The organism is Segatella paludivivens DSM 17968 = JCM 13650, assembly GCF_000373185.1.
GTDB lineage: Bacteria > Bacteroidota > Bacteroidia > Bacteroidales > Bacteroidaceae > Prevotella > Prevotella paludivivens.
The window spans coordinates 30,068-55,265 of record NZ_KB890684.1; the positions used below are offsets into that span (position 1 = coordinate 30,068).

General features: G+C 37.8%; 23 protein-coding genes. 17 read left to right on the top strand and 6 right to left on the bottom strand.

Annotation, left to right across the window (positions count from 1 at the left end):
• Nucleotides 1-75: 75 nt before the first annotated feature.
• The 11 genes from B045_RS0112420 to pdxT all read left to right on the top strand — a co-directional run bounded on the left by B045_RS0112420 (nt 76) and on the right by pdxT (nt 11,840).
• Nucleotides 76-2,241 (top strand): elongation factor G, encoded by a 2,166-nt coding sequence (locus tag B045_RS0112420; protein ID WP_018464585.1) that lies wholly within the window; start codon nt 76-78, stop codon nt 2,239-2,241.
• 163 nt (nt 2,242-2,404) lie between these two features.
• Nucleotides 2,405-3,970 carry a sensor histidine kinase gene (locus B045_RS0112425; protein WP_018464586.1) on the top strand — a complete coding sequence of 522 codons (1,566 nt, stop codon included), beginning with the start codon at nt 2,405-2,407 and terminating at the stop codon, nt 3,968-3,970.
• Nucleotides 3,971-4,014: 44 nt separating this feature from the next.
• Entirely contained in the window at nt 4,015-4,713 is a 699-nt protein-coding gene (gene rprY / locus B045_RS0112430; protein WP_018464587.1) for a response regulator transcription factor RprY, read from the top strand.
• 248 nt (nt 4,714-4,961) lie between these two features.
• The gene (rpsF, locus tag B045_RS0112435) at nt 4,962-5,306 is read left to right on the top strand and encodes a 30S ribosomal protein S6 (RefSeq protein ID WP_018464588.1); all 345 of its coding nucleotides are present in this window, start codon (nt 4,962-4,964) and stop codon (nt 5,304-5,306) included.
• 2 nt (nt 5,307-5,308) lie between these two features.
• Nucleotides 5,309-5,581 (top strand): 30S ribosomal protein S18, encoded by a 273-nt coding sequence (rpsR, locus tag B045_RS0112440; RefSeq protein ID WP_018464589.1) that lies wholly within the window; start codon nt 5,309-5,311, stop codon nt 5,579-5,581.
• Between the two features lie 20 nt (nt 5,582-5,601).
• Nucleotides 5,602-6,111 carry a 50S ribosomal protein L9 gene (gene rplI, locus B045_RS0112445; RefSeq protein WP_018464590.1) on the top strand — a complete coding sequence of 170 codons (510 nt, stop codon included), beginning with the start codon at nt 5,602-5,604 and terminating at the stop codon, nt 6,109-6,111.
• A gap of 206 nt (nt 6,112-6,317) precedes the next feature.
• On the top strand, nt 6,318-7,205 hold the full coding sequence (gene fabD / locus B045_RS0112450; RefSeq protein WP_018464591.1) for an ACP S-malonyltransferase: 888 nt from the start codon (nt 6,318-6,320) through the stop codon (nt 7,203-7,205).
• The gene (locus B045_RS14720) at nt 7,205-9,349 is read left to right on the top strand and encodes an alpha-amylase family glycosyl hydrolase (RefSeq protein WP_018464592.1); all 2,145 of its coding nucleotides are present in this window, start codon (nt 7,205-7,207) and stop codon (nt 9,347-9,349) included. The genes fabD and B045_RS14720 overlap by 1 nt, the downstream gene beginning before the upstream one ends.
• A gap of 99 nt (nt 9,350-9,448) precedes the next feature.
• Nucleotides 9,449-10,390, top strand: coding sequence for a hydroxymethylpyrimidine/phosphomethylpyrimidine kinase (locus B045_RS0112460; RefSeq protein ID WP_018464593.1), 942 nt, complete (start codon nt 9,449-9,451; stop codon nt 10,388-10,390).
• Between the two features lie 5 nt (nt 10,391-10,395).
• Complete coding sequence (pdxS, locus tag B045_RS0112465; protein ID WP_018464594.1) at nt 10,396-11,271, top strand: pyridoxal 5'-phosphate synthase lyase subunit PdxS; 876 nt, start codon at nt 10,396-10,398, stop codon at nt 11,269-11,271.
• Nucleotides 11,271-11,840: a pyridoxal 5'-phosphate synthase glutaminase subunit PdxT gene (gene pdxT / locus B045_RS0112470; RefSeq protein WP_018464595.1), complete on the top strand. Its 570-nt coding sequence runs from the start codon at nt 11,271-11,273 to the stop codon at nt 11,838-11,840. The genes pdxS and pdxT overlap by 1 nt, the downstream gene beginning before the upstream one ends.
• A gap of 61 nt (nt 11,841-11,901) precedes the next feature.
• On the opposite strand, the gene B045_RS0112475 is transcribed toward pdxT, so the two are convergent.
• Together B045_RS0112475 and B045_RS0112480 are read right to left on the bottom strand one after the other, a co-directional pair.
• Nucleotides 11,902-13,179 (bottom strand): M64 family metallopeptidase, encoded by a 1,278-nt coding sequence (locus tag B045_RS0112475; RefSeq protein ID WP_018464596.1) that lies wholly within the window; start codon nt 13,177-13,179, stop codon nt 11,902-11,904.
• Complete coding sequence (locus B045_RS0112480; RefSeq protein WP_162163155.1) at nt 13,176-13,553, bottom strand: 2-amino-4-hydroxy-6-hydroxymethyldihydropteridine diphosphokinase; 378 nt, start codon at nt 13,551-13,553, stop codon at nt 13,176-13,178. Before B045_RS0112480 ends, B045_RS0112475 begins: the two co-directional genes overlap by 4 nt.
• Nucleotides 13,554-13,651: 98 nt before the next feature.
• Between B045_RS0112480 and B045_RS0112485 the strand changes: the two genes are divergently transcribed.
• Nucleotides 13,652-14,572: a glucosaminidase domain-containing protein gene (locus tag B045_RS0112485; RefSeq protein ID WP_018464598.1), complete on the top strand. Its 921-nt coding sequence runs from the start codon at nt 13,652-13,654 to the stop codon at nt 14,570-14,572.
• A 24-nt stretch (nt 14,573-14,596) separates the two neighbouring features.
• Here B045_RS0112485 and B045_RS0112490 read toward each other — a convergent pair whose 3' ends face one another.
• The 4 genes from B045_RS0112490 to recQ all read right to left on the bottom strand — a co-directional run bounded on the left by B045_RS0112490 (nt 14,597) and on the right by recQ (nt 20,052).
• Nucleotides 14,597-15,340: a TIGR02757 family protein gene (locus B045_RS0112490; protein ID WP_018464599.1), complete on the bottom strand. Its 744-nt coding sequence runs from the start codon at nt 15,338-15,340 to the stop codon at nt 14,597-14,599.
• Nucleotides 15,341-15,417: 77 nt separating this feature from the next.
• Nucleotides 15,418-16,899 (bottom strand): tagaturonate reductase, encoded by a 1,482-nt coding sequence (locus B045_RS0112495; RefSeq protein WP_025883309.1) that lies wholly within the window; start codon nt 16,897-16,899, stop codon nt 15,418-15,420.
• Between the two features lie 132 nt (nt 16,900-17,031).
• Complete coding sequence (locus tag B045_RS0112500; protein ID WP_018464601.1) at nt 17,032-18,210, bottom strand: alkaline phosphatase family protein; 1,179 nt, start codon at nt 18,208-18,210, stop codon at nt 17,032-17,034.
• Between the two features lie 3 nt (nt 18,211-18,213).
• Nucleotides 18,214-20,052 (bottom strand): DNA helicase RecQ, encoded by a 1,839-nt coding sequence (gene recQ, locus B045_RS0112505; RefSeq protein WP_018464602.1) that lies wholly within the window; start codon nt 20,050-20,052, stop codon nt 18,214-18,216.
• A 122-nt stretch (nt 20,053-20,174) separates the two neighbouring features.
• Between recQ and B045_RS0112510 the strand changes: the two genes are divergently transcribed.
• The 5 genes from B045_RS0112510 to B045_RS0112530 all read left to right on the top strand — a co-directional run bounded on the left by B045_RS0112510 (nt 20,175) and on the right by B045_RS0112530 (nt 25,197).
• Nucleotides 20,175-20,672 (top strand): helix-turn-helix domain-containing protein, encoded by a 498-nt coding sequence (locus B045_RS0112510; RefSeq protein ID WP_018464603.1) that lies wholly within the window; start codon nt 20,175-20,177, stop codon nt 20,670-20,672.
• A gap of 106 nt (nt 20,673-20,778) precedes the next feature.
• Nucleotides 20,779-22,713 (top strand): dipeptidyl-peptidase 3 family protein, encoded by a 1,935-nt coding sequence (locus tag B045_RS0112515; protein ID WP_025883313.1) that lies wholly within the window; start codon nt 20,779-20,781, stop codon nt 22,711-22,713.
• Between the two features lie 18 nt (nt 22,714-22,731).
• Nucleotides 22,732-23,340: a DNA alkylation repair protein gene (locus B045_RS0112520; protein WP_044067851.1), complete on the top strand. Its 609-nt coding sequence runs from the start codon at nt 22,732-22,734 to the stop codon at nt 23,338-23,340.
• 81 nt (nt 23,341-23,421) lie between these two features.
• Nucleotides 23,422-23,907 (top strand): Fur family transcriptional regulator, encoded by a 486-nt coding sequence (locus B045_RS0112525; protein ID WP_018464606.1) that lies wholly within the window; start codon nt 23,422-23,424, stop codon nt 23,905-23,907.
• A gap of 12 nt (nt 23,908-23,919) precedes the next feature.
• Nucleotides 23,920-25,197, top strand: coding sequence for an adenylosuccinate synthase (locus B045_RS0112530; RefSeq protein WP_018464607.1), 1,278 nt, complete (start codon nt 23,920-23,922; stop codon nt 25,195-25,197).
• Nucleotide 25,198 lies beyond the last annotated feature (1 nt).

Consider the following 25,198-nt stretch of genomic DNA (forward strand, 5'->3'; position numbering starts at 1 on the left):
TATCTTAGAGCCCTATAAAGGTATATTAAACCTTTATAAACCATGAAATATTACTAACACTTTAAATCTTTTGATATGAGAGTTTATCAAACTAACGAGATTAAAAACATTGCATTGCTTGGCAGTGCGGGTTGCGGCAAGACAACTCTTGCCGAAAGTATGCTTTTTGAAGCCGGTGTTATAAAGCGTCGTGGAAGTGTAGAAAACAAAAACACAGTAAGCGATTATTTTCCGGTTGAGTTGGAATATGGCTACTCAGTATTCCCAACCGTTTTTCATGTTGAGTGGAACAATAAAAAACTTAATATAATTGATTGCCCTGGAAGTGATGATTTTGTGGGAGGCGCTATCACGTCGCTCAATGTTACCGACGAGGCGGTTATACTGATTAACGGCCAATATGGTCCGGAAGTCGGAACACAAAATAACTTTAGATATACTGAAAAATTACAGAAACCTGTTATCTTCTTAATCAATCAGCTTGATAGTGACAAATGTGACTTCGATACTGTTATTTCAAGTATGAAAGAAATATATGGTTCAAAGTGCGTACAAATACAATATCCTATTACTACCGGACCAAACTTCAATGCTCTTATTGATGTGCTTCTGATGAAGAAGTATTCTTGGAAACCAGAGGGTGGTGCACCTATAATTGAGGATATTCCTGCAGAGGAAATGGACAAGGCCATGGAACTTCATAAGGAATTAGTTGAAGCTGCAGCTGAGAATGACGAGACTTTAATGGAGAAATTCTTCGATTCAGATACTCTTTCAGAGGATGAGATGAGGGAAGGTATTCGTAAAGGACTTGTAACAAGAAATATATTCCCAGTATTCTGTGTATGTGCAGGTAAGGATATGGGCGTGCAAAGACTAATGGAATTTCTTGGCAACGTGGTGCCCTTTGTTAATGAAATGCCTAAACTGCATAATACAAGAGGCGAAGAGGTTACACCTGATGCTAACGGACCTACTAGTCTGTATTTCTTTAAGACAGGAATGGAACCGCATATCGGTGAGGTTAGTTATTTCAAGGTGATGAGCGGAAGCATCAAACCTGGAGAGGATCTTACAAACTCTGACAGAGGCAGTAAGGAACGCATAGGACAGATTTATGCTGGAGCAGGTGCTAACAGAATTGCTGTGGAGCAACTGAATGCCGGAGATATAGGTTGCACCGTGAAACTGAAAGACGTTAAGACAGGAAATACTCTTAACGGTAAGGGATGTGACTGGAAATTCAATTTTATTAAATATCCAAATTCAAAATATAGTCGTGCCATAAAGACAGTAAACTCTCAGGACACAGAGAAACTTATGGCTGCAATGCTGAAGATGCGTCAGGAAGATCCTACGTGGGTTGTGGAACAGAGTAAGGAATTGAGACAGGTTATTGTTCATGGTCAAGGTGAATTCCATTTGAGAACTCTTAAATGGAGACTTGAAAATAATGAGAAACTGCAAGTTAAGTTTTGTGATCCAAAAATTCCATATAGGGAGACGATTACCAAAAAGGCTAAGGCAGAATACCGACATAAGAAACAGAGTGGTGGCGCAGGACAGTTTGGTGAGGTTCACTTGATTATTGAACCTTATGCAGACGGCATGCCAGATCCTACTACATACAACTTTAACGGTCAGGAGTTTAAGATAAATATTAAAGGCAAGGAAGTCGTAAATCTGGAGTGGGGCGGAAAGCTCGTGTTTATTAACTCAGTTGTGGGTGGTGCTATCGACACACGATTTATGCCAGCCATATTAAAAGGAGTGCAGGATTGTATGGAACATGGACCACTTACAGGTAGTTATGCCCGAGACGTGAGAGTTATAGTGTATGACGGGAAGATGCATCCTGTAGATAGTAATGAACTTTCGTTTATGCTCGCAGCACGCCATGCTTTCTCTGATGCATTCAAGAATGCTGGTCCTAAGATACTTGAACCAATCTATGACTTGGAGGTTTATGTACCTGCTGATTTTATGGGCGAAGTAATGAGCGACCTGCAGGGTAGACGTGCGATGATAGTTGGAATGGACTCTGAAGCTGGTTATCAGAAACTACTTGCTAAGGTGCCATTGAAGGAACTTAGCAACTATAGTATCTCATTAAGTTCAATCACTGGTGGACGAGCTTCGTTTATAACAAAGTTTGCTAGCTATGAACTAGTTCCTAGTAACATTCAGACTGAACTTATTTCAGAACATGAGGCTGAACTTGCTCATGAAAATGAAGAATAGTTTAAAAAATATTACTAACAATAAAAAGGTAGAGCTAGTCCTCTACCTTTTGTAGTTACTTATATGTAACTATAAATGTGTTGTATTGTTAATTATAATAAAATCAACCCAAAAGTTTAACATTCTAATGTTAACGATTTAAGATTTAGTATATCTTTGCGATATGAAGAAAAGAACGATATGGACGATAGCCATAATAATGGGGCTCTCATTTATGGGGCTGCTTTTCCTGCAATTGAGTTATATACAGGAAATGGCAGATATGAAGAAAGAACAGTTTGACGAATCAGTCAATCGTTCGCTCTATCAGGCTTCACGTAACCTTGAACTAAACGAGACTCTTAGATTTCTTGAAAAGGATGTGAAAGAGACAGAACGTCGTTCTTCTAGTCAGGATTCTGTTGGCACACGTTCAGGTAGACCTAATGACGGAACTTTTCAGCAAAGTCATCAATACTCGACTGTAGGAAAAGATGGAACAGTATATTCTTCATTTGAATTGAAGACAATAGCAACAAAGCCATCTTCAATGCCAAAAGCAATGATATTGAAGACAGATAAGAACTCAATATCTGAGGCATCAAGATCTTTGCAGGAAATTGTAAAAAATAGATATGTATATCAAAAGGCTCTATTGGATGAGGTGGTATATTCAATACTTTATTCAGCTTCAGACAAACCTTTGAAGGAACGCATCAACTTCAAGTTGCTCGATCAGGACTTGAAAGCCGAATTGATGAATAACGGAATAAACATTCCATACCACTTTACTGTTTCAACACAGGACGGACGTGAGGTATATCGTTGTCCAGACTATAATGAAGACGGTGAGGAATATACATATTCACAGGTGCTGTTCAGAAACGACCCACAGACAAAGATGGGAGTTGTGAAAATTCATTTCCCGGACATGAACAGTTACATATTCTCTAGTGTGAGATTCATGATTCCTAGTATAATCTTTACATTGGTACTGCTAGTAACATTCATATTCACAATAGTAGTAATATTCCGTTCAAAGCGTTACAGCGAGATAAAGAATGACTTTATAAACAATATGACGCATGAGCTGAAGACGCCTATAGCAAGTATATCTCTTGCAGCGCAGATGCTGAACGACAAGAGTGTAACAAAGAGCGAATCGATGATGACACATCTTGGTGGTGTGATAAGCGATGAGAGCAAACGATTGAGATTTCTTGTAGAGAAGGTGTTGCAGATGAGCATGTATGAAAGGAAAAAAGCTGTGCTCAAAAAGCGTGATATAGATATTAATGAAATGGTAGAAAGCATCGGAAACTCTTTCTCGTTGCGTGTTGAGCACACTGGTGGTAAAGTATATACAGAGATTGAAGCTATAGACTCAACGATATATGTTGATGAAATGCATTTCCAGAATGTCATCTTTAATCTATTGGACAACGCTGTGAAATACCGTAAGCCAGATGAGCCATTGAATGTCTATATAAAGACATGGAACGAAGGTAAGAAGGTGTGTGTGTCAATAAAGGATAATGGAATTGGAATAAAGAAAGACAACTTGAAGAAAGTGTTTGATAAGTTCTTCAGAGTTCATACCGGTAACGTGCATGACGTGAAGGGATTCGGACTTGGTCTTTCATACGTGAAGAAAATGGTTGACCTGCATGAAGGCGAGATTCATGTTGACAGTGAATTTGGCGAGGGCACAGTCTTTACGATCAAATTACCATTTATGGATGAAAATTAGGTTGTAGTTATATAAATGAAGTATTAACATTAAAATATAAGATTATGGAAGAAAAACTAAAAATTCTTTTGTGTGAAGATGATGAAAATTTAGGAATGCTTTTGCGTGAATACCTTCAGGCTAAAGGATTTAGTGCTACACTTTGTCCTGACGGCGAAGTAGGTTATCGTGAATTCTTGAAAAACAAGTTTGATATCTGCGTTCTTGATGTCATGATGCCTAAGAAGGACGGATTCACACTTGCACAGGAAATTCGCCAGGCAAACGCTGAAATTCCAATCATATTCCTTACAGCCAAGACTCTTAAGGATGATATTCTTGAAGGCTTCAAGATTGGAGCTGATGATTATATCACAAAACCATTCTCAATGGAAGAATTAGTATTCCGTATAGAGGCAATTTTACGTCGTGTACGTGGTAAGAAGAATAAGGAAAGTACTCTTTATCATATTGGCAAGTTCACATTTGATACTCAAAAGCAATTATTGGTTATCGGTGATAAGCAGACAAAACTTACAACAAAGGAAAATGAGCTTTTGGCTCTTCTCTGCTCACACGCAAACGAAATACTACAGAGAGATTTCGCTCTGAAGACAATATGGATTGATGACAACTATTTCAACGCTCGTTCAATGGATGTGTATATCACAAAATTGCGTAAGCATCTAAAGGATGATGAACAGATTGAAATTATCAACATACACGGAAAAGGATATAAGTTGATTACCCCTGAAGAGGAATAAATCATAAATAACATCAAAATATGCTCTGGCGCTTGTGGTTTGCGGTGTAACAAATTATACCAATAACGATAAGCGCCAGAACTTTTTGCCGATATTTGAAATAATTTGGTACAAAAGTGCTGAATTATTTGTTTATATCATAAAAAAACAGTACTTTTGCAGCGCATTTTGAGAAAAAGTCGATCATGACTTAGAAGATATGCATTTAAGTATTTAAATAACAATTATTTTTTTAATTATTAATTAGTATGAATCAATACGAAACCGTTTTCATTTTGACTCCCGTTTTGTCTGATGAACAGATGAAGGAAGCGGTCGCTAAATTCAAGCAGATTCTTACCGACAACGGTGCAGAAATCTTGAATGAAGAGGCTTGGGGACTCAAAAAAATGGCTTATGCCATTCAAAAGAAATCAACAGGCTTCTACTGTCTAGTTGAGTTTAAGGCTGAGCCTACCGTTATCGATACTCTCGAAACAGGCTACCGCCGTGATGAGAAAGTTATCCGTCACATGACTGTACGTCTTGACAAGTATGCAGCAGCTTATGCTGAGAAGCGTAGAAATAAACTAGGTAAAAAAGAGGAGGCTTAATTATGGCAGATCAGAAAAATTCAGAAATCCGTTATTTGACAGCTCCTTCTATCGATACCCGTAAGAAGAAGTATTGTCGTTTTAAGAAGAGTGGTATCAAGTATATCGACTATAAGGATCCAGAGTTCTTGAAGAAATTCTTGAACGAGCAGGGTAAAATCCTTCCTCGTCGTATCACAGGAACATCTTTGAAGTATCAGCGTCGTGTAGCTCAGGCTGTTAAGCGTGCTCGCCAGATAGCTTTGCTTCCATATGTAACCGATTTGATGAAATAATTTAAGGAGGAATAGACAATATGGAGATTATACTTAAAGAAGATATCATCGGTCTTGGATACAAGAACGATATTTTAAATGTAAAGAGTGGTTACGGTCGTAACTATCTTATCCCAACAGGTAAAGCTATTATCGCTTCTGCTTCTGCAAAGAAAATGCTTGCAGAGGACTTGAGACAGCAGGCACATAAGATTGCAGCTATCAAGGCTGAAGCAGTAAAGAAGGGTGAGGCTTTGAATAGCGTTGCTCTTGTTATCGCTGCTAAGGTTAGTACTACAGGTGCTCTTTATGGTTCTGTAACTACTGCAACCGTAGCTGACGAGCTTGCAAAGAAGGGTATTGAAGTTGATCGTAAGATCATCACAATGCACGACATCAAGAAAGTTGGTGAGTTTGAGGCAACTATTCACTTCCACAAGGAAGTTGAAATCAAAGTTCCTGTAACTGTTGTTTCAGAGAACGCTCCTAAAGCTGCTAAAGAGGCTCCTGCACAGGAAGCTCCTAAGGCTGAGGAAGCTGCCGCAGAATAATATTGTAGTAATATACTATTGCACTGTAAAGCAAATTTATATAAATCCCGAAAGCTATATTGCTTTTGGGATTTTTTGTGCTTTATGCCAAATTAATTATTACAAAGGTAGTTAAGAACCATTTTTTTATTATATAGTTCTTGCTTTGCGTTTTTTTTTGTAATTTTGCAGAACATATATATAATTATAATTAAACTAAGAAAATAATGAAAGCATTTGTATTCCCTGGTCAGGGATCTCAGTTTGTAGGTATGGGCAAAGACCTATATGATAATAATTCTCTTGCAAAAGAACTTTTCGATAAAGCTGATGAAATTCTAGGCTTTAAAATTACCGATACAATGTTTGCTGGTACTGATGAAGACCTAAAGCAAACTAATGTTACACAGCCAGCTGTATTCTTGCACAGCGTAATCTCTGCTTTGTGCATGGGCGAAGACTTTAAACCAGAAATGGTTGCAGGTCATTCACTAGGTGAATTTTCAGCTCTTGTTGCAGCAGGTGCATTGAGTTTTGAAGATGGTTTGAAGCTTGTTGCAGCACGTGCAAATGCAATGCAGAAAGCATGTGAGGCTAATCCTGGAACTATGGCTGCTATTATCGGTTTGCCAGACGAAAAGGTTGAAGAAATATGCAGCGAGGTAAGCACAGAAGGTAACATCGTTGTTGCTGCAAACTACAACTGCCCAGGTCAGCTTGTTATTTCTGGTAACATGGACGCAATTAATATTGCATGCGAGAAGTTGAAGGAAGCTGGCGCAAAGCGTGCTCTCCCTCTAAAGGTTGGTGGAGCTTTCCACTCACCACTTATGCAACCAGCAAAGGACGAACTTCAGGCTGCTATTGAAGCAACAACATTCAAAGCACCTAAATGTCCTGTTTATCAGAATGTTGATGGCAAGTCTCACTCTGATTCAGAAGAAATAAAGAGTAATCTTATCGCACAGTTGACAAGTTCAGTAAGATGGACTTCAAGTGTACAAGCTATGATTGCTGCCGGTGCTACTGATTTTACTGAGTGTGGTCCAGGTAAGGCTCTTCAGGGCATGATTGGACGCATCGATAAAAATGTTAGTGCGCATGGCATTGCATAATGAAGGATAAGATAACAATATATCAGGTACTTCCCAGACTTTTCGGCAATCGTAATAGAGTTCTAAAAGAATTCGGCACGATTGCCGAAAATGGTTGTGGGAAGTTTAATTATTTTGATGAGTCTGTATTAAAGCGAATACATAATATGGGATTTAACCATATTTGGTTTACAGGTGTCATTCGCCATGCTACACAGACTGATTATTCTTCATACGGTATTCCTGTTCAGCATCCTGAAATAGTAAAAGGAAAGGCCGGTTCTCCTTATGCGATAACAGACTATTATGATGTGGATCCTGACTTGGCTCAGGATGTTGACAAAAGAATGTCTGAATGGGAAAATTTGATTAAGCGAACGCACAATGCGGGCATGAAAGTTATAATGGACTTTGTGCCGAATCATGTTGCACGCGAGTATAAGTCGATATGTAAGCCTTTAGGAATACGTGACCTAGGAGAAGATGATGACGTAACGATTAATTTTTCGACTAACAATAATTTCTATTATTGTGACGGTCAGTCATTGGATTTGAGTGATGTTTCTGTAGCTACTAACTATGTTGAAAATCCCGCAAAAGCTACCGGAAATGATAAGTTTACATCTAAACCTTATGTAAACGACTGGTATGAAACCATTAAACTGAACTATGGTATAGACTATTGTGACGCTGGAGGGCGCAGTCGCCATTTCAATCCAATTCCAAATACTTGGGTTAAGATGACAGATATACTATTGTTTTGGGCTTCAAAAGGCGTTGACGGTTTCAGATGCGATATGGCTGAAATGGTTCCTACTGAATTTTGGAACTATTCAATAAATATAGTAAAGAAGAAATATCCTAAAGTTATTTTTATCGGTGAGGTGTATGATACAAACCTTTATCGCACTTATATAGCTAATGGCTTTGACTATCTGTACGATAAGGTAGGAATGTATGACTGTTTAAGATCTATCATTAGGGATGAACGCCCTGCTTCAGCTCTTACTTATGAGTGGCAGAATACTGATGATATACACGATCATTTGCTTTATTTCCTTGAAAATCATGACGAACAGAGAATAGCCAGTGATTATTATGCCGGTGATGGGTATAAGGCTGTTCCTGCAGCTATGGTGAGCATACTGATGCGTAGTAATCCTTTCATGCTTTATAGCGGACAGGAATTTGGCGAGAAAGGTATGGACAAGGAAGGCTTCAGTGGAAAAGACGGAAGAACATCTATCTTTGATTACTGGGCACCAGATACATTGAGCCGTGGATATTCTGATCGCAGATTGATGACGGCTGCTGAAAAGCAATTGGCTATATCGTATAGGCATTTGTTGCTTATTGCGAATAGTGAGGATGCTATGCGTGAAGGTGATTTCTTTGATTTGATGTATGTTAATCCAAACAGACCTACATTTAATACACGACGCGAGTTTGCGTTTCTGCGCAGTAAGGATGACACTGTAATTCTTGTTGTAGCAAACTTCTCTTCTCAGGAAATACTCACGGATGTTGTAATTCCTTCACATGCTTTTGATTTCTGCAAAATCCCCGAAAGAAAATTTATGCTGTTTGATTTGTTTTCTGACGAAAGTATATTGGCAGACTTCAAGCGAGATGGGGCGATATCCATAAAAGTTCCTGCCTATGGTGGCAGAGTATATAAATTCAGTACGAAGATGAATAATAATGACTATATATTCAATGAGCATAACAAGGATGAATTTCCTCCTGCTCATACTGCTGAACATCTGCTTAACCAGTTGATGATTCGCATGTTTCGATGTGAAAGAAGCAGAAATGCCCACATTGAACGCAAAAAGAGTAAGATCAGCTATGTTCTGGATCATAAGCCTTCACGTCAGGAAGAACATGAGATAGAACGCAAGATGAATATGCTGATTGATGAAGACATTGATATCAGATATGAATATGTGGACAGATATCATATTCCTGATGATATACAGATCGACAGATTACCAGAGGATGCATCAGAAATGCTTCGTATTGTGAGAATTGGTGATTATGATGCATGTCCTTGTATAGGCAAGCACGTAAGGTCAACATCACAGATAGGAAGGTTTGAACTTTTAGGCACTAATTGGGATGAGATGACTCATACATTTAGAATTCGCTTTAAAGTTGTGCAATAAAGAAGTTTATACAAAATGATGTTTTCTTTGTCAAAAGGGGAACATCATTTTTTTATGTCATAATTTTTAGTTTACTTTGCAATGTAATCATATTATTATATGGAGAAATATACCATTTTGACCATTACTGGTAGTGACAGCACAGGAGGTTCCGGTGTTCAGGCTGATATTAAAACCATATCTGCTCTGGGCGGCTATGCGCTTTCGGCTATTACTTCCATAACTGTTCAGAATACTTTGGGTATTCAGCAATTTTATGATGTTCCCGGAACAATAGTTTCTGGGCAGATAGAAGCTATTATTAATGATATCAAATTAGATGTAATCAAAGTTGGTATGATAAGGAATAACAGCACGTTGCAAGCTGTTGTTGAAGCAATAGTTAAGTATGGACCAAAGTATGTTGTATATGACCCGATAGTTTATTCCAGTCTTGGTGAAAAATTGATGACTACTGAAGTCATAGAAAGTATTCGTCAGAAACTTTTGCCATTATGTTCGCTGATTATCATACGTAAAAAAGATTTTGATGTTGTTGTTGGTGACAACAAAGAAGCTAATGTATATTTCTTGGATGATAATGGCATGCATGGTATGGCAAATACATTCTCAAGTGCCGTATCACTGTATCTAAGTAAAGGTTTTTCTATTGAGGATTCTATCTCTAAAGCAAAGAATTACGTTAATCAGCAACAGGTTATTACAAGTGATTTGAAGGGTAGAAGTAGTGAACTTTATAATGATTTTTTGGATTACATAGAACAGTATCATACATCAAATAGTGATGTTGCATTTTATGCTGATTGCCTGAATGTAAGCAGTAGATATCTCGCACAGGTCTGTAAAAAGATAGCTGATAAATCACCAAAGACTATTATTGATGATTTTCTTATTGATAAGATTTGTGCCAAGTTAAAGACTTCTACAGACACTATACAGCAGGTGGCTTATGAATTTGGATTCTTGAGTCAGGCACATTTTGCAAAATTCTTCCGTAAGATGAAGGGAGAATCACCTAGTGATTATAGAAAAAATATATAAAGATTATGAATGAAAAGAGACAAGAATTAAATCGCAATTTGGCTCAGATGCTAAAGGGTGGTGTTATCATGGATGTTACAACTCCTGAACAGGCCAAGATTGCAGAGGCAGCTGGTGCATGTGCTGTTATGGCACTTGAAAGAATACCTGCTGATATTAGAGCAGCTGGTGGTGTGTCAAGAATGAGCGATCCAAAGATGGTTAAGGGTATTCAGGAAGCTGTTTCAATCCCAGTAATGGCTAAGTGCAGAATAGGACATGTTGCCGAAGCCCAGATTCTTCAAGCAATAGAAATTGATTATATTGATGAGAGTGAAGTTCTTTCACCTGCTGATAATGTATATCATATAGATAAGACTAAGTTTGACGTTCCATTTGTTTGTGGAGCAAAGAATTTGGGCGAAGCCCTGAGACGTATTTCTGAAGGTGCCACAATGATAAGAACTAAAGGCGAGCCGGGAACTGGTGATGTAGTTCAGGCTGTGACACACATGCGTCAGATTCAGAAAGAAATGCGTAATCTCACAGCTACTAGCGAAGATGAACTGTTTGAGGCTGCTAAGCAATTACAGGTACCTTACGAACTAGTTAAGTTTGTTCATGATAATGGTAAATTGCCTGTTGTGAATTTTGCTGCTGGTGGTGTTGCAACTCCTGCTGATGCTGCGTTAATGATGCAGCTTGGCGCTGAAGGTGTGTTTGTAGGAAGTGGAATCTTTAAGAGTGGAAACCCTGCAAAGCGTGCCGCTGCAATTGTAAAGGCTGTAACCAACTACAACGATCCAAAGATGTTGGCTGAATTAAGCTGTGACTTAGGTGAAGCAATGGTTGGTATAAATGAACAGGAAATAAAACTCCTGATGGCAGAACGCGGTAAATAATGAAAATAGGTGTTCTTGCATTACAAGGAGCTTTTATAGAGCATGAACGCATCTTGAACAAAATAGGTGTAGACAGCTTTGAAATCCGTAACATAAAGGACTGGTCACGTGAAAAGGACGGACTGATTATTCCCGGAGGTGAAAGTACTACACAGTTTAAGTTGCTTAATGAACTGGAACTCCTTGAACCGATAAAGAATGATATAGAGAGCGGACTGCCAGTATTTGGAACATGTGCCGGTCTTATATTATTAGCTAAGACGGTTGAAAATGAAGACTTTGACAGAATTTCAACAATGGATATTAATGTCTGCAGAAATGCGTATGGTAGACAGCTTGGAAGTTTTTATACTGAAGATATGTTTGCCGGCAATAAGATTCCGATGACTTTTATTCGGGCACCATATATAAAAGGTGTGGGCAAAGATGTCGAAGTATTGTCGAATGTTGATAATCACATTGTTGCTGCCAGAGAGAGAAACCAATTGGTTACGTCTTTTCATCCAGAACTAAATGAATCGACATTTGTTCATGAGTATTTCATAAACATGGTCACAAATAAGAAATAACAATAAAAAAAAGTCTGCCGTAATATATTATACGACAGACTTTTTTATTTTTACTTTATATTTATTTTTCTGTATAGAAATTAATAATTCTGGTAATTGCACGGCGGCAAACAGGGCAGAATTCAGGATATTCGTTTGTTCTCATTCTACAGTCGAACATAGGACGATACACACCTTTCACGGCATATCCACCACCTTCAAATACTCCTACCTGCTTTTTAGTCTTTTCGTTTATAGGTGTAGGAATCTTCGTTTTATGTGAAATCATATCTTCCCATTTTCCATGAAAATCAGTTAGGGTAGTGAGGTTCGGTTCCCACGGTTCTACATCTTTAGGGTACATAGGAATAAGTTCAAAATCATATCCATATTCATCACCAAGTCCTGCAAAGCTATGTCCGAATTCATGCACTACAACTGGTTTAGTACGTGGATTGTGAGCGGTAGTGAGATTATATGAATTAAGAACGCCACCACCACCATAACGTGAAGAGTTAACTAGTACTATGATGTGCTCGTAAGGAATTCCTGCGAGCCAATCATGCAGGTCTTCAAGATTTAGTGTAGTCAAATACCTTTCACTGTAAAATGTATCAAAATGACTGCTAAGTGCGGTCTTCTTCCATATTCCTTTACCTGGTTCACTAGTACCGCTTTCTATAGAAGGAGCTTCAACAGCAACGATGCTGAATTTTGATTTCAAACTTTTAAATGGTTCGTAATAGAATAATGATTCTACAGCTTTATTCACATCATCTACAAATGTTTTCATTTCGCTATTCCTGTAACCTTCAGCTACATAAGCAATGTGAATACAGTTAGATGTATCTTCTGGTTGCAGAATATTTATAAATTTTGTGCGATCCTTGAATCCTATTTTTCGTATCAATATATCTGTAGGAACTACCTGATGCGTGAAGGTTGACATTATCTCTCGTCTGTTGTTTCTTAAATCAACAGTGATGTCAACAGTATCTTTTGGCATCGGCACGATGAAAACATTTTGAAAACTCTTACTTGTCGTCTTTGCTTCATCGTAAGAAAGCCATTCCTGAAATAAAGTTGAGAAAGAGTTCTTGTATATTGTTTTATGTGATTTATGATCACGTACGGTAATCTGTCCGTTACCTTCAACAGGTATTTCAGAAAGTTTGTTTCGTTTTCCATACCAACGTGGAGAACAGTTTAGCTTGTCAATGCTTATGTGCTGTTGTTTTGCGTCTCCAGAGAAGATATAGTCTATACGCAATGTACTATCATTGAAGTATTCATCAAATTTCTGTGAATAAGAATGAATACAAAAAGCAAATGCAAAAAGCAATAATATGTTTTTTTTCATTTTATGTTGATGTTAAGTTCTTTAAGTAATTGTATTATATATGGTCTTTTCCAATCATCGTTGTGCAGGATAGTGTTACCATACTTTAATATATCGACATCCATAATTACTTTACCGCATTTGCGCTTTTCAATTGTGTTGCCACATAAATCTTCGATATCCTTAAGAGAGGATAACACAGAGTTTAAATCAAATGATGTTTCGGCAATGGCGATACAGTTTATGAATTTTTCAGACTTTATATTAATTGGATCCGTCCATATTTCAGATGAAAATTCAGTCGTCTCAAAAACAGACGAAAGCTGTTGTTTTGCTTTTGCAATATTTATCTGCGGCTCAAAGTTAGACCCAAAAGCTATTATTAATTTTGTCATGTCAAACATAAAGCAAAATTACTAATAATTATTAAAGCTACCGTTTTTTTTTGTATTTTTTATGATATTTCGTAATTTTGTAGAATATACATATTATTATGAGGAAATTAAACGTTTTGTTGCTCATCCTTTTCATCTATTCCATAAATGGTGTGGCGCAGATGAAGTGGAATTCAGCATATCAGTCATACATTAACCAATATAAGGACCTTGCTATAGAGGAAATGCTGAAATATAATATTCCAGCAAGTATAACTCTGGCGCAGGGTGTATTTGAGAGTTCTGCTGGAAGGAGCTCTTTGACTGTAAATGGCAACAATCATTTTGGTATTAAATGCCATGACTGGTTAGGAGCTTCCGTTTATACTAATGATGATGCTGTGAATGAATGTTTCCGTGCTTACGATAATGCTTTGCAGAGTTATGAAGATCATAGCAAGTTTCTCAAAAATAATGTTAGATATAGTCGTCTGTTCTCATTAGACAGAACTGATTATCGTGGATGGGCTTATGGACTAAAGGAATGCGGCTATGCAACGAATCCGCAATATGCACCAAAACTTATTGGCATAATCGAACTTTATAAATTATATCAATATGATACTGCCAGTTCTTATGATAGGTTTATGGCAAAACATGGCATAGAAAGTTCTCATGGTCGTGGTGGTATGGTTCTTCATCCTATCTATATCTACAACAAAAACTATTATATAAAGGCACGCAAGGGTGATACCTTCAAGAGTATAGGCGAAGAGATTGATATCTCATATAGAAAGATTGCTAGATACAATGAACGCAATAAGCGTGACATACTTCAGGAAGGAGAAGTCGTTTATCTGAAGAAAAAACGATCTAAAGCTGATAAGGAATATAAGAGACGTCCGCATATTGTTAGACCAGGAGAAAGCATGTATAGCATAGCTCAGTTCTATGGCATGAAGCTAAAGAGCCTATACAAGAAAAACGATCTTACACCTGATTACCAAATCAGAGTGGGGGATTCTCTTAGAGTTTATTAATTAATATTGGGGTAAGCCAGCTTATTAATGGTTTACTCCATATCCGAATAGTGCAAAGTCACCTTTCAATGGATCTTCAGGAAAAATATCAAGCATTATGTTTGTAAGTTTCTGTGCTGACTTCATACTTGCGCTTTTGCTAGTCATCAGGCCAAGTCTAACGGCTTCCTGAATCACGTGTACATCCATTGGCATGATGAGCGTGCGCTTGTCAACGATGTCGCTCCACAAGCCTAAATCAACAGGTGATGAATTTCTCACCATCCAGCGCAAAAACATACACAATCGCTTGCAACTTGATTTTGTGTCTTTAGGGATAACGTGTGATACTTCATTAGTATTAAAGTATTTTGTGAACGCTTCTATAAGTGTAAGCGCGTTGTTATCTTTTGTGTTATTTACGGCAAACTGACGTAATGATCCATATTCTTCAAGCAGACTTTTTATGCGTCTGATAAGAGTATTGATGATTTTGTTTGTATATAAGCGATAATAGCAATTGTTTTTATCGGGAATATCTTTGCAGAAATCATTGGAAAGAATCCATTTCTCAACATCACCATGTGAACAATCAATTATATACTGAATCTTTGGAAAAAACAGATCTCTTCTACCATAACTTAGTTCGGCAGCAATAAAGCCTATAAGCTCTTGATTGCGTTCACCTTGTACTTTGTGCATGAATATAGACGGGTCTTCAAATAAGAACGTTTCTGTTTCGTATCGTTCTGCGTATTCTTTCAAAGATTGTATAATGAATTGGTCCATAAGTTTTGTTTATGCCATTATATTATAAAAAGCAATTAGGTGAAAAAATCTTTTCACCTAATTGCTTTATTTCTGTTTTAAAGAATAGTCTTAACTGCTTCAAGCATTCCTTTTTCCTGAATCAGGTCAAGATCTTTCTTTACTAGTTCTGCAAGTCCTGGAACCGTCTTGTTCAGGTCTTCATGCCAAACGTAATCGAATGCAAGAACACCTTCTGCAATCTTCTTAGTATCGTTTGTAGCCCAAAGCTCTGCCAACTTATCCATAATCTTCTGATCATCGTTAGGAACGATTGCAGTACCGTCTTCGCGCTTGCCACCCTTATAATATGTAATGATAGCTGCAAGACCAAATACAAGTCCCTGTGGAAGTTCACCCTTACGCTGTAAGTAAATCTTTACTCCAGGAAGATCACGAGTCTCAAACTTAGGGAAAGAGTTAAGCATGATACTTGTTACCTGATGGTCCACAAATGGATTCTCAAATCTCTCAAGTACATCACCAGCGAACTTCTGAAGTTCATCCATTGGGAGGTCAAGAGTCTGCATTAGTTCATCAAACTGAACCTTATGTATATACTTGCCCAATACAGGATGCTCACATGCGTCGCGTACAATGTTTACTCCGCTTAGGAATGTAACAGGAGATAATACAGTGTGAGGACCATTAAGCAATGTAACCTTACGAGCGTGATATGGTTTCTCGTCATCAGTGATAAGAACGTGAAGTCCGGCTTTGTCAGCTGGGAATTCATTCTTTAACTGTTCTACGGTCATATTCTCTGCTTTCTCGATAACCCACAAATGGAAGCTCTCAGCCTTAACAACGAGATTATCTTTATAAGAAATTTTCTGCTGTATCTCATTGATGGTATCGCGAGGGAAACCTGGAACAATACGGTCTACAAGAGTTGCGCAAACATAGTTGTATTTTTCAAACCAAGCCTTGAAGTCTGCATAATCAGCACCAAGATCTTCTTTCCAAAGTTCAATATACTTTTCAATACATTCCTTCAAGTGATGACCGTTAAGGAATATAAGTTCACAAGGCATTAAAATCAATCCCTTTGTAGGATCACCGTTGAAAGTCTTATAACGATGATATAGCAATTGAACCAATTTGCCAGGATAGCTTGATGCAGGAGCATCTGTGAATTTGCATGTGTCATCATAAGCAATACCAGCCTCTGTGGTATTTGAGATAACAAAGCGAATTTCTGGCTGCTCGGAAAGAGCCATAAAAGCCTGATTCTGAGTGTAAGGGTTTAGTGCTCTGCTGATAACGTCAATGCGCTCAAGTGTGTTTACAGGCTGTCCGTTTTCCTTACCTTGAAGGTTAACGTGATAAAGGCAATCCTGTCCGTTGAGCCAGTCTACCATACCTCTTTCAATAGGTTGAACAACGACAACGCTACCATTGAAGTCTGTTTTCTGGTTGGTATTCCAAATAATCCAATCTACAAATGCACGCAAAAAGTTGCCTTCACCAAACTGAATAATTTTCTCAGGCATGACGCTCTTAGGAGCGGTACGCTTGTTCAAAGCTTTTAATTCTTTCATGATTAGTTTCCTATTTATTTTGTTTTTATTTTACTCATTTTTAATTGTGTTGCAAAGATAGCAAATAAACCTTTACGATGGTCTTTATTTACATAAAAAACATGCGTAAAGGTTTACGTAATTCAGTAGTTCCTAATTTTTCAATATACTTTTTATATCTTCAAGATTTCCGTCATTCTTTGCTGGAGATATTTTCAGCAGATGACATAACAAATCATATATGTCAACATTATGGAAATGTGGAATTTCTGTTTTCTTAAAATCTGGTCCCATTGCGCGGAATATTGCATGCATGTCGCTATATTCCGGATCATATCCGTGCATACCTCCTGTTGTAACCGTTTGGTCGTATACAAGCCAACCTTCATCAGGTGATACAACAACGTCGCCAATGTTCTTGTTGCTGTCATAGTGCAGATAAGCTGGTATTTCATTTCTGCGCCAAACTCGCTGATGAGGTATGTCCTTTAGTGCATTATACACAGAATCAATATATTGCTTCTTGCAGTATATCTGTGCTGGTAGGTTTCCTTCAATGCGCTCATACCAATATGGCTTTAGATATTTGCGGCATTCAATTTTTCTCTCTGGAGTTACAAGAGTCATTCCGTGGTCAGACACCACAATAAGGTTTACGCTGTCTTTGCGTGGGCCGTTCTGTACATTGTCCCAAAGGTCTTGAAGCATTCCATCCATATTGCGTAGTGCGTTCTTTGTATTTGGATCCTGTGGTCCGAAATTGTGTCCGCTATGGTCTGGTTCCTCAAAGTAAACCATGATCAAATCTGGTGCTTGTTTACTGTTTATAGCCTGTGAGGCGAGGGTTATTCTTTCAGATACAGAAAGATGATTGGTGTCGTAGTTGAAAAATACGTCAGGGTATCCGTCTTTAAGTTTCACGTCAGAGCCTGGCCAATGGTATGTATATACTTTTTTACCTTGTTTCTTCGCTGTAATCCATACTGGTTCACCTTTATAGTATTTGCTGTCAGTCTTTGTTTTAGGGTTACTCAAAGAGAAAACTTCTCCGTCTTTTCTATTTACAAATGAATTGGCAATAATTCCATGATGGTCAGGATAAAGACCAGTTGCCAATGTATAATGATTAGGAAATGTCTTTGAGGGATATGATGGTATGAGTCCTGATTTTACCCCTTTTTCTGCCATATAATTAATAAAAGGTGTGTCGTAGAATTCAGGATAGTCCCATCTACAACCATCTAAAGATACTATAATAGTGTAGAAATTTTTACGGGCCAACGACGGTATTGTAAAAATAACGATAAAAAACAGTGTAAGAATTTTTTTCATATTTTATTTTTTGTTATTGATTTTGTCTATAAAAACTTTTCCGTATTTAATTTTCTTGTATTCACCTATACCTGGTATGTTGCCAAATTCCTCAATATTCTTAGGCTTAATGGTCGCTATTGCATGTAACACCTTGTCTGACATGACAATATAAGCCGGGAAGCCTTGTGAGTCGGCAAGTGTTTTTCTCACTTTCTTCAAAGCCTCATATAATTGAATATCTTCTGGTTCAACAATGTAGGCTTTGTTTATTAAAGAAACGTGCAATTCTGGAATCTTATTGCGTTTTGCTGTTGATTTTGTATTTTGTGATTTTGTTGTTTCTTGTTGAGGTATAATTAGAGAAGCCTTTTCACGTCCATACAAGATATCTTTCCCTAAAGTGGTGATTTTCACTTTGTTATGGTCGTTGTAGGCAATCTCGATGAATCCCATTTGAAGCATCTGCAAAAGAAAATCCTGCCATGTAGAAACGCTTAAGTCTTTCCCCACACCGTAAGTTTTAATCGCATTGTAACCATTACGCAATACACTTGTAGTGTTCATGCCTCTTAAAATCTCAATGACTGTACCTACATGTACCTGTTCGTTGGTTCTCACTATTGCACTAAGTGCTTTTTGAATGGTAGTGGTGCCGTCAAACTTCTTAGGTGGATGACTGCAAACATCACAATTATTACAATCGTGATCGGCTGGTTCACCAAAATAGTTTAGTAGAATTCTGCGTCTGCAAACTTGGCTTTCGGCATATTCCTGCATACGGGTAAGCTTTTCCTCGTTTATGCGCTGCTGACCGCTATCGTGGGCAAACTTTCTAAGAGTTATTATGTCAGCCATGCTGTAGAAAAGAATCGTTTCTGCTGGCGCACCATCTCTTCCTGCACGACCGATTTCCTGATAAAAACTCTCAATGGATTTTGGTAGGTTATAATGTATTACCCATCTCACGTTGCTTTTGTCAATACCCATACCAAAAGCAACGGTTGCGCAGATAACCTGAATTTGATCCATTTTAAATAGATTCTGTATTCTGTTTCGCTCATCATTGCTCAGTCCGGCATGGTATGGCTGCGCTTCAATACCCATCTTTTGTAAGTCTGTTGCAAGACTTTCTGTCGTCTTTCTTGCCATGCAGTATATGATTCCAGCTTGGTTTGAATGTCCAGTTATAAAGGACTCTATATAGTTAGTTTTCTGTCTTTTGTTAAAGTTTCTCTTTACGTCTAGTGATAGGTTAGGTCTGTCAAAACTACTGATGAATATATCTTTCTCTGAAACCCTTAAGTTTAGTTGCTTAATTATGTCAAGTCTAGTTATCTTGTCAGCAGTAGCGGTGAGTGCCATAACCGGTACATTTGGAAATTTCTCATGCAATATTCCAAGTTGGTTATATTCGGGTCTGAAGTCATGCCCCCACTGGCTTATGCAATGAGCCTCATCAATTGCAAACAGACTTATTTCTATGTTTGCAAACAGATATGGAATTTCTGATATAAGACGTTCGGGTGAAACATAAATTAGTTTAAGGTCACCGCTTATGCATCTTCGCCTGATAATCACGTCTTCACTTTCGTCATTTCCGCTGTTCAAAGCTTCTGCCGGAATACCGTTTGCCTTAAGAGCCTCAACTTGGTCGTGCATCAAACTTATAAGTGGTGAAACCACAATGGCGGTGCCTTTCATTGCCAGTGCGGGAACTTGGTAACATAGACTCTTACCACCCCCTGTAGGCATCAAAACAACGGTGTCTTTACTTGAAATTATATTATTTATTATTTCTAGTTGATTTGGTCTAAAAAAATCATACCCGAAATACTTCTTTAAGATGTCCTTAATACCCATAAAAGTTAAAATTTCAACAAAGATAATGCTTTTTTTGTAAAAAAGTTGCACTAAAACTTGATTTATTAATTATTTATATTTAAATTTGCAACATGTAAAGGAGGTAATTAATCTAAATAATTATGGCAAAATATAACATTACCGAGAAAAAGGAGAAAGAGGCTGCTTATCGCACGCTTGTTAGCCCCGGGCTCATGGATGAGTTTAAAGAGAAGATTCTTGATATTATTCTGATTCAGAAAAAATACAAGGATAAAGATTACTCTGCCAAGAAATTGGCTGAGGAGTTGGGAACAAATACTCGCTATATCTCTGCGGTTGTAAATGTGAGATTTCACATGAACTATACATCTTTTGTCAATAAGTATAGGATAGAAGAAGCTATGACTCTGCTCGTTGATAGAAGATTTAAAGATTTGAATATGGAAGATATTTCAGATATGGTCGGCTTTTCAAACAGACAGTCTTTCTATGCATCTTTTTTCAAGTTGAATGGATGCACTCCAAGAGACTACAAGCTGCTCCATCTTAAACAGCATCCAACTTTGTTGGAAGAACCTAAAAAACGTGGACGTAAGCCAGGTTCTAAAAACAAAGCAAAGTCTTCCGCAAAAGATTAATGCGAAGAAAATAATTGAATAATGAGTCCGCAGGTAAGGGTTAATAACTTTTCCTGCGGACTTTTTTGAGTTAATAATGATTATAATTAAATAGGTGATTAATAAAATGAATTATAATGATGAAAGATTTGCAGATTTGCAAATGTTGAGATATAAGCTTTCAGGATTTGAAGATTTATCATTAAAACAAAAAATATATATATACTATCTTTCCAAAGCTACTCTTGCCGGACGTGATATAACATTCCAGCAATTCGGAAAATATAACTTGAAAATAAGAAAAGTTCTTGAGTCTATATATATCAACTATGCAGGCAATAGAGATGATGAAGAGTTCAAGTCTCTTGTTGTGTATTTGAAGCGTGTCTGGTTTTCAAGTGGAATTCATCATCATTATGGATGTAATAAATTCGTTCCTGAGTTTACCCGTGACTTTTTTGTTAATGCCTTTAAGTCTCTTTCTGATTCACAGTTAGGCATAAATTCAGACGAAGACAGAGAGACTCTTCTTAAAGATATTCTGCCAGTAATCTTTGATGCAGACTTTATGTCTAAAAGAGTTAATCAGGCTGATGGTGCTGATTTGATTGAAACATCTGCTTGCAATTATTATGAGGGAGTCAACCAAAACGAAGTTGAACAGTTCTATGCTAAGTTGAAGGATTCAGATGATAAGCATCCTGTATCTTACGGACTTAACACAAAGCTAGTGAAGCAGAATGGAGAGATTAAAGAATTACTTTGTAAAGCTGATTCTTTGTATGGTGATAAGATATGCAATATAATTCATTGGCTTAGTAAGGCTTCAGAATATGCAGAGAACGATCAGCAGAAAAAGGTTATATCAACGCTCATAAAATATTATAAAACAGGAGATTTAAGAATATTCGATGAATATTCTATTGAATGGTTGAAAGAGCAGGATGGCATGGTTGACTTTATCAATGGTTTCATTGAGGTGTATGGTGATCCGCTTGGTCTAAAAGGCTCTTGGGAAGGTATTGTAGAATATAAAAACATTGAGGCTACTAAGCGTACTAAATCCATTAGTGATAATGCTCAGTGGTTTGAGGATTATTCTCCTGTAGCACCAGAATTCCGCAAACCTAAGGTAAAGGGTGTTACAGCAAACGTTATTTGTGCTGCAATGCTTGGCGGTGATGAATATCCAGCGTCTGCTATAGGCATCAATCTTCCTAATGCAGATTGGATTAGGGCGGAGCATGGATCAAAAAGTATCACTATCTGTAATCTTACCGAAGCTTATAGCAAGGCTGCTCATGGAAATGGTTTCATGTCGGAGTTTGTTATTGATAAGGCTACAAACGATTTGATTGAGAAATATGGTGATATATGTGATGACTTACATACCGACCTTCACGAATGTCTTGGACATGGTAGCGGAAGATTGCGCCAAGGTACAGATCCTGATGCACTAAAGGCTTATGGAAATACGATAGAGGAGGCTAGGGCAGATTTGTTCGGACTTTATTATATCGCTGATGATAAATTGATAGAGCTTGGACTCGTACCAAACAAAGAGGCTTATAAAAGCCAGTATTATACTTATATGCAGAATGGTCTGCTTACTCAGTCGGTGCGTATTAGTCTTGGTTCTGATATTGAAGAGGCTCACATGAGAAATCGTGCTCTTATAGCAAACTGGGCTCTTGACTTGGATAAGGATAATCGCGTTGTTAGCATTGTGGAACGTGATGGTAAGCATTATGTTGAAATCAAAGACTATGAGGCGTTACGAAATATCTTTGCTCAGGAACTTCATGAAATTCAGAGAATAAAGAGTGAAGGCGATTTCGATGCGGCAAAGAGCCTTGTAGAGAAATATGGTATCAAGCTCAATCAGAATCTTCATCGTGAAGTACTGGATAGATATGCGTCACTCAATATCGCTCCATATAAGGGATTCATTAATCCATGGATGAAACCTCAATATGATGCTGATGGAAATATTAAGGATATTGTATTAGATTACACTGAAACCTATTCACATCAGATGCTCAGATATTCTGGTGAATACTAATAAATGAAATCAATTAATATGGAAACTAACGATAAATTAAAGAATATAAAGCAGAGTTTCAGACTTGTAATGAATGGACCTGCATCGCAGTCAATGCGTGAGAAAGGACTTAACTACAAGATTAATTGGGGCGTTCCTTTCACAACATTGCGTGATATGGCTGCAGAGTATGGCAAAGATTACGATTTAGCTATAGCCCTGTTTAAAGAGAATATCAGAGAATGTAAGATTCTTGCCACAATGATAATGCCAGTTGAGAAGTTTGAAGCTGACTTGGCTGATTTATGGATGGAGCAGACAGACAATCAGGAACTAGCAGAGATGTTGGCGTTTAATCTGTTGCAACATACACCTTATGCGCCTGCAATAGCGTATAAATGGATTGCGTCAGACAACAATGTTTATCAGATATGTGGTTATAGTATTCTTTCACGTCTTTTCATGAATGGTCAGGAACCAAATGATAGAGGAGTTGATGAATATCTTGATCAGGTAGCTGTTGCTTTGCGAGGAGATAATACTGGTTTGAAGCATGCCGCACTAAACAGTGTAATGAGATTTGTGGAATTGGGAGATGCATTTGAAAAAGCAGCACGTGTCACGTTAAAAGGCATTGTAGAAATTTAAATTCAAAAAAGTGTTGTTATATTCTTCATTTTGATTTAAAATTCGTAATTTTGTGCGTCTTAAAGTTACTAAAGCGTTTTAATGGAAAAAGAGGTCATACAAGCAGTTCATGAAATTCTAGATAAATATCTAGAAACAAACAAGCACCGCAAGACTCCGGAACGATATGCTGTTCTTGATGCCGTGTTTGCTATGAAAGGACGGTTTTCCATTGAAAGTCTCAGTGAACAGTTATTAAAAAAGAACTTCAGAGTTAGCAGAGCCACTTTATACAATACGCTAAAGCTGTTTTTAAAACTAAGGCTCGTTGTTAGACATCATCTTCCTGAAGGTATAAAGTACGAAGCTTCATACACAGACAGCGGACACATACATTTGGTATGCAACGTATGCGGAAAGGTAACAGAGATCATTTCACCCGAAATTAAACAAGCAATAGACGAAACTAAATATGGACGATTTCATAAAGACAGTTTCATGCTCTATGTTAACGGTGTGTGCAGTAAATGTCAATCAAAGCTTGCAAGACTGAAAACTCGAAAGTCGGATAAGTCTAAAAAGCAATAATCTACAAATAAAATGAACACAACAGGAAAAGTTGATGTCCTGCTCGGTCTCCAGTGGGGCGATGAAGGTAAAGGTAAGGTAGTTGACGTCTTAACGCCAAACTATGATGTCGTAGCACGTTTTCAGGGTGGTCCTAATGCTGGTCATACACTTGAATTCGAAGGAGAGAAATATGTTCTCCGTTCTATCCCTTCTGGAATATTCCAGGGTGGTAAAGTGAATATCATCGGTAACGGTGTAGTCTTGGCTCCTGATTTGTTTATGGACGAAGCCGTAGACTTGGAAAAGAGCGGTCATGCATTGAAAGATCGTCTGCACATTTCTAAGAAGGCTCATCTAATCATGCCTACACATCGTATTCTTGATCGCGCTTACGAGGCTGCCAAGGGTAAGAATAAGGTTGGCACAACCGGTAAGGGTATTGGCCCTACATATACCGATAAGGTAAGTCGTAACGGACTCCGTGTAGGTGATGTCCTTGACAATTTCGACAAGAAATACGCTGCTCATAAAGAGCGTCACATGAAAATGCTTAAGGCTCTTGGATGGGACGATTTTGAAGGATTTGAGGAAGTTGAGAAGAAGTGGATGCAGGGCATAGAGTATATGCGTCAGTTCCATTTCGTTGATTCTGAGCATGAAATCAATAATATCTTGCGTTCTGGCAAGAACATCCTTTGTGAAGGTGCTCAGGGCACAATGCTTGATGTTGACTTTGGTTCTTATCCTTTTGTAACATCATCAAATACTATTTGTGCAGGTGCTTGCATCGGTCTTGGTATCGGTCCTAATAGAATTGGCGATGTTTATGGCATCATGAAGGCTTATTGCACACGTGTTGGTGCAGGACCATTCCCAACAGAACTTTTTGACGAGACAGGAAAGACTATCCGTGACCTAGGTCATGAGTATGGTGCTGTTACTGGTCGTGAGCGTCGTTGCGGTTGGGTTGACTTGATTCAGCTACGCTATTCAATCATGATCAATGGTGTAACAAAGCTTATTCTTATGAAGAGCGATGTTCTTGATACTTTCGATACAATTAAGGCATGTGTTGGTTACAAGTTGCCTGACGGTACAGTAACCGAAGAATTACCATACGAGATTGATGATGTAACACCTGTATATAAGGAACTTCCAGGTTGGAAGACAGATATGACTAAGTTTACTGATAAGAAGCAATTCCCAGAAGCATTCTCTAATTATATCAAGTTCCTTGCAGACTTCCTTGAAACTCCAATAAAGGTTGTTTCAATAGGTCCTGACAGAGATCAGACAATTGTATTATAAA

Coding starts and splice junctions, on each gene's coding strand:
- recQ (WP_018464602.1), bottom strand. CDS start 20,052: ATGGGTATTAAGGACATCTTAAAGAAGTATTTCGGGTATGATTTTTTT.
- B045_RS0112530 (WP_018464607.1), top strand. CDS start 23,920: ATGAACACAACAGGAAAAGTTGATGTCCTGCTCGGTCTCCAGTGGGGC.
- B045_RS0112485 (WP_018464598.1), top strand. CDS start 13,652: ATGAGGAAATTAAACGTTTTGTTGCTCATCCTTTTCATCTATTCCATA.
- fabD (WP_018464591.1), top strand. CDS start 6,318: ATGAAAGCATTTGTATTCCCTGGTCAGGGATCTCAGTTTGTAGGTATG.
- B045_RS0112525 (WP_018464606.1), top strand. CDS start 23,422: ATGGAAAAAGAGGTCATACAAGCAGTTCATGAAATTCTAGATAAATAT.
- B045_RS0112510 (WP_018464603.1), top strand. CDS start 20,175: ATGGCAAAATATAACATTACCGAGAAAAAGGAGAAAGAGGCTGCTTAT.
- rpsR (WP_018464589.1), top strand. CDS start 5,309: ATGGCAGATCAGAAAAATTCAGAAATCCGTTATTTGACAGCTCCTTCT.
- B045_RS14720 (WP_018464592.1), top strand. CDS start 7,205: ATGAAGGATAAGATAACAATATATCAGGTACTTCCCAGACTTTTCGGC.
- B045_RS0112490 (WP_018464599.1), bottom strand. CDS start 15,340: ATGGACCAATTCATTATACAATCTTTGAAAGAATACGCAGAACGATAC.
- B045_RS0112515 (WP_025883313.1), top strand. CDS start 20,779: ATGAATTATAATGATGAAAGATTTGCAGATTTGCAAATGTTGAGATAT.
- B045_RS0112420 (WP_018464585.1), top strand. CDS start 76: ATGAGAGTTTATCAAACTAACGAGATTAAAAACATTGCATTGCTTGGC.
- B045_RS0112495 (WP_025883309.1), bottom strand. CDS start 16,899: ATGAAAGAATTAAAAGCTTTGAACAAGCGTACCGCTCCTAAGAGCGTC.
- pdxS (WP_018464594.1), top strand. CDS start 10,396: ATGAATGAAAAGAGACAAGAATTAAATCGCAATTTGGCTCAGATGCTA.
- B045_RS0112425 (WP_018464586.1), top strand. CDS start 2,405: ATGAAGAAAAGAACGATATGGACGATAGCCATAATAATGGGGCTCTCA.
- B045_RS0112460 (WP_018464593.1), top strand. CDS start 9,449: ATGGAGAAATATACCATTTTGACCATTACTGGTAGTGACAGCACAGGA.
- rprY (WP_018464587.1), top strand. CDS start 4,015: ATGGAAGAAAAACTAAAAATTCTTTTGTGTGAAGATGATGAAAATTTA.
- B045_RS0112520 (WP_044067851.1), top strand. CDS start 22,732: ATGGAAACTAACGATAAATTAAAGAATATAAAGCAGAGTTTCAGACTT.
- rpsF (WP_018464588.1), top strand. CDS start 4,962: ATGAATCAATACGAAACCGTTTTCATTTTGACTCCCGTTTTGTCTGAT.
- B045_RS0112475 (WP_018464596.1), bottom strand. CDS start 13,179: ATGAAAAAAAACATATTATTGCTTTTTGCATTTGCTTTTTGTATTCAT.
- B045_RS0112480 (WP_162163155.1), bottom strand. CDS start 13,553: ATGACAAAATTAATAATAGCTTTTGGGTCTAACTTTGAGCCGCAGATA.
- rplI (WP_018464590.1), top strand. CDS start 5,602: ATGGAGATTATACTTAAAGAAGATATCATCGGTCTTGGATACAAGAAC.
- pdxT (WP_018464595.1), top strand. CDS start 11,271: ATGAAAATAGGTGTTCTTGCATTACAAGGAGCTTTTATAGAGCATGAA.
- B045_RS0112500 (WP_018464601.1), bottom strand. CDS start 18,210: ATGAAAAAAATTCTTACACTGTTTTTTATCGTTATTTTTACAATACCG.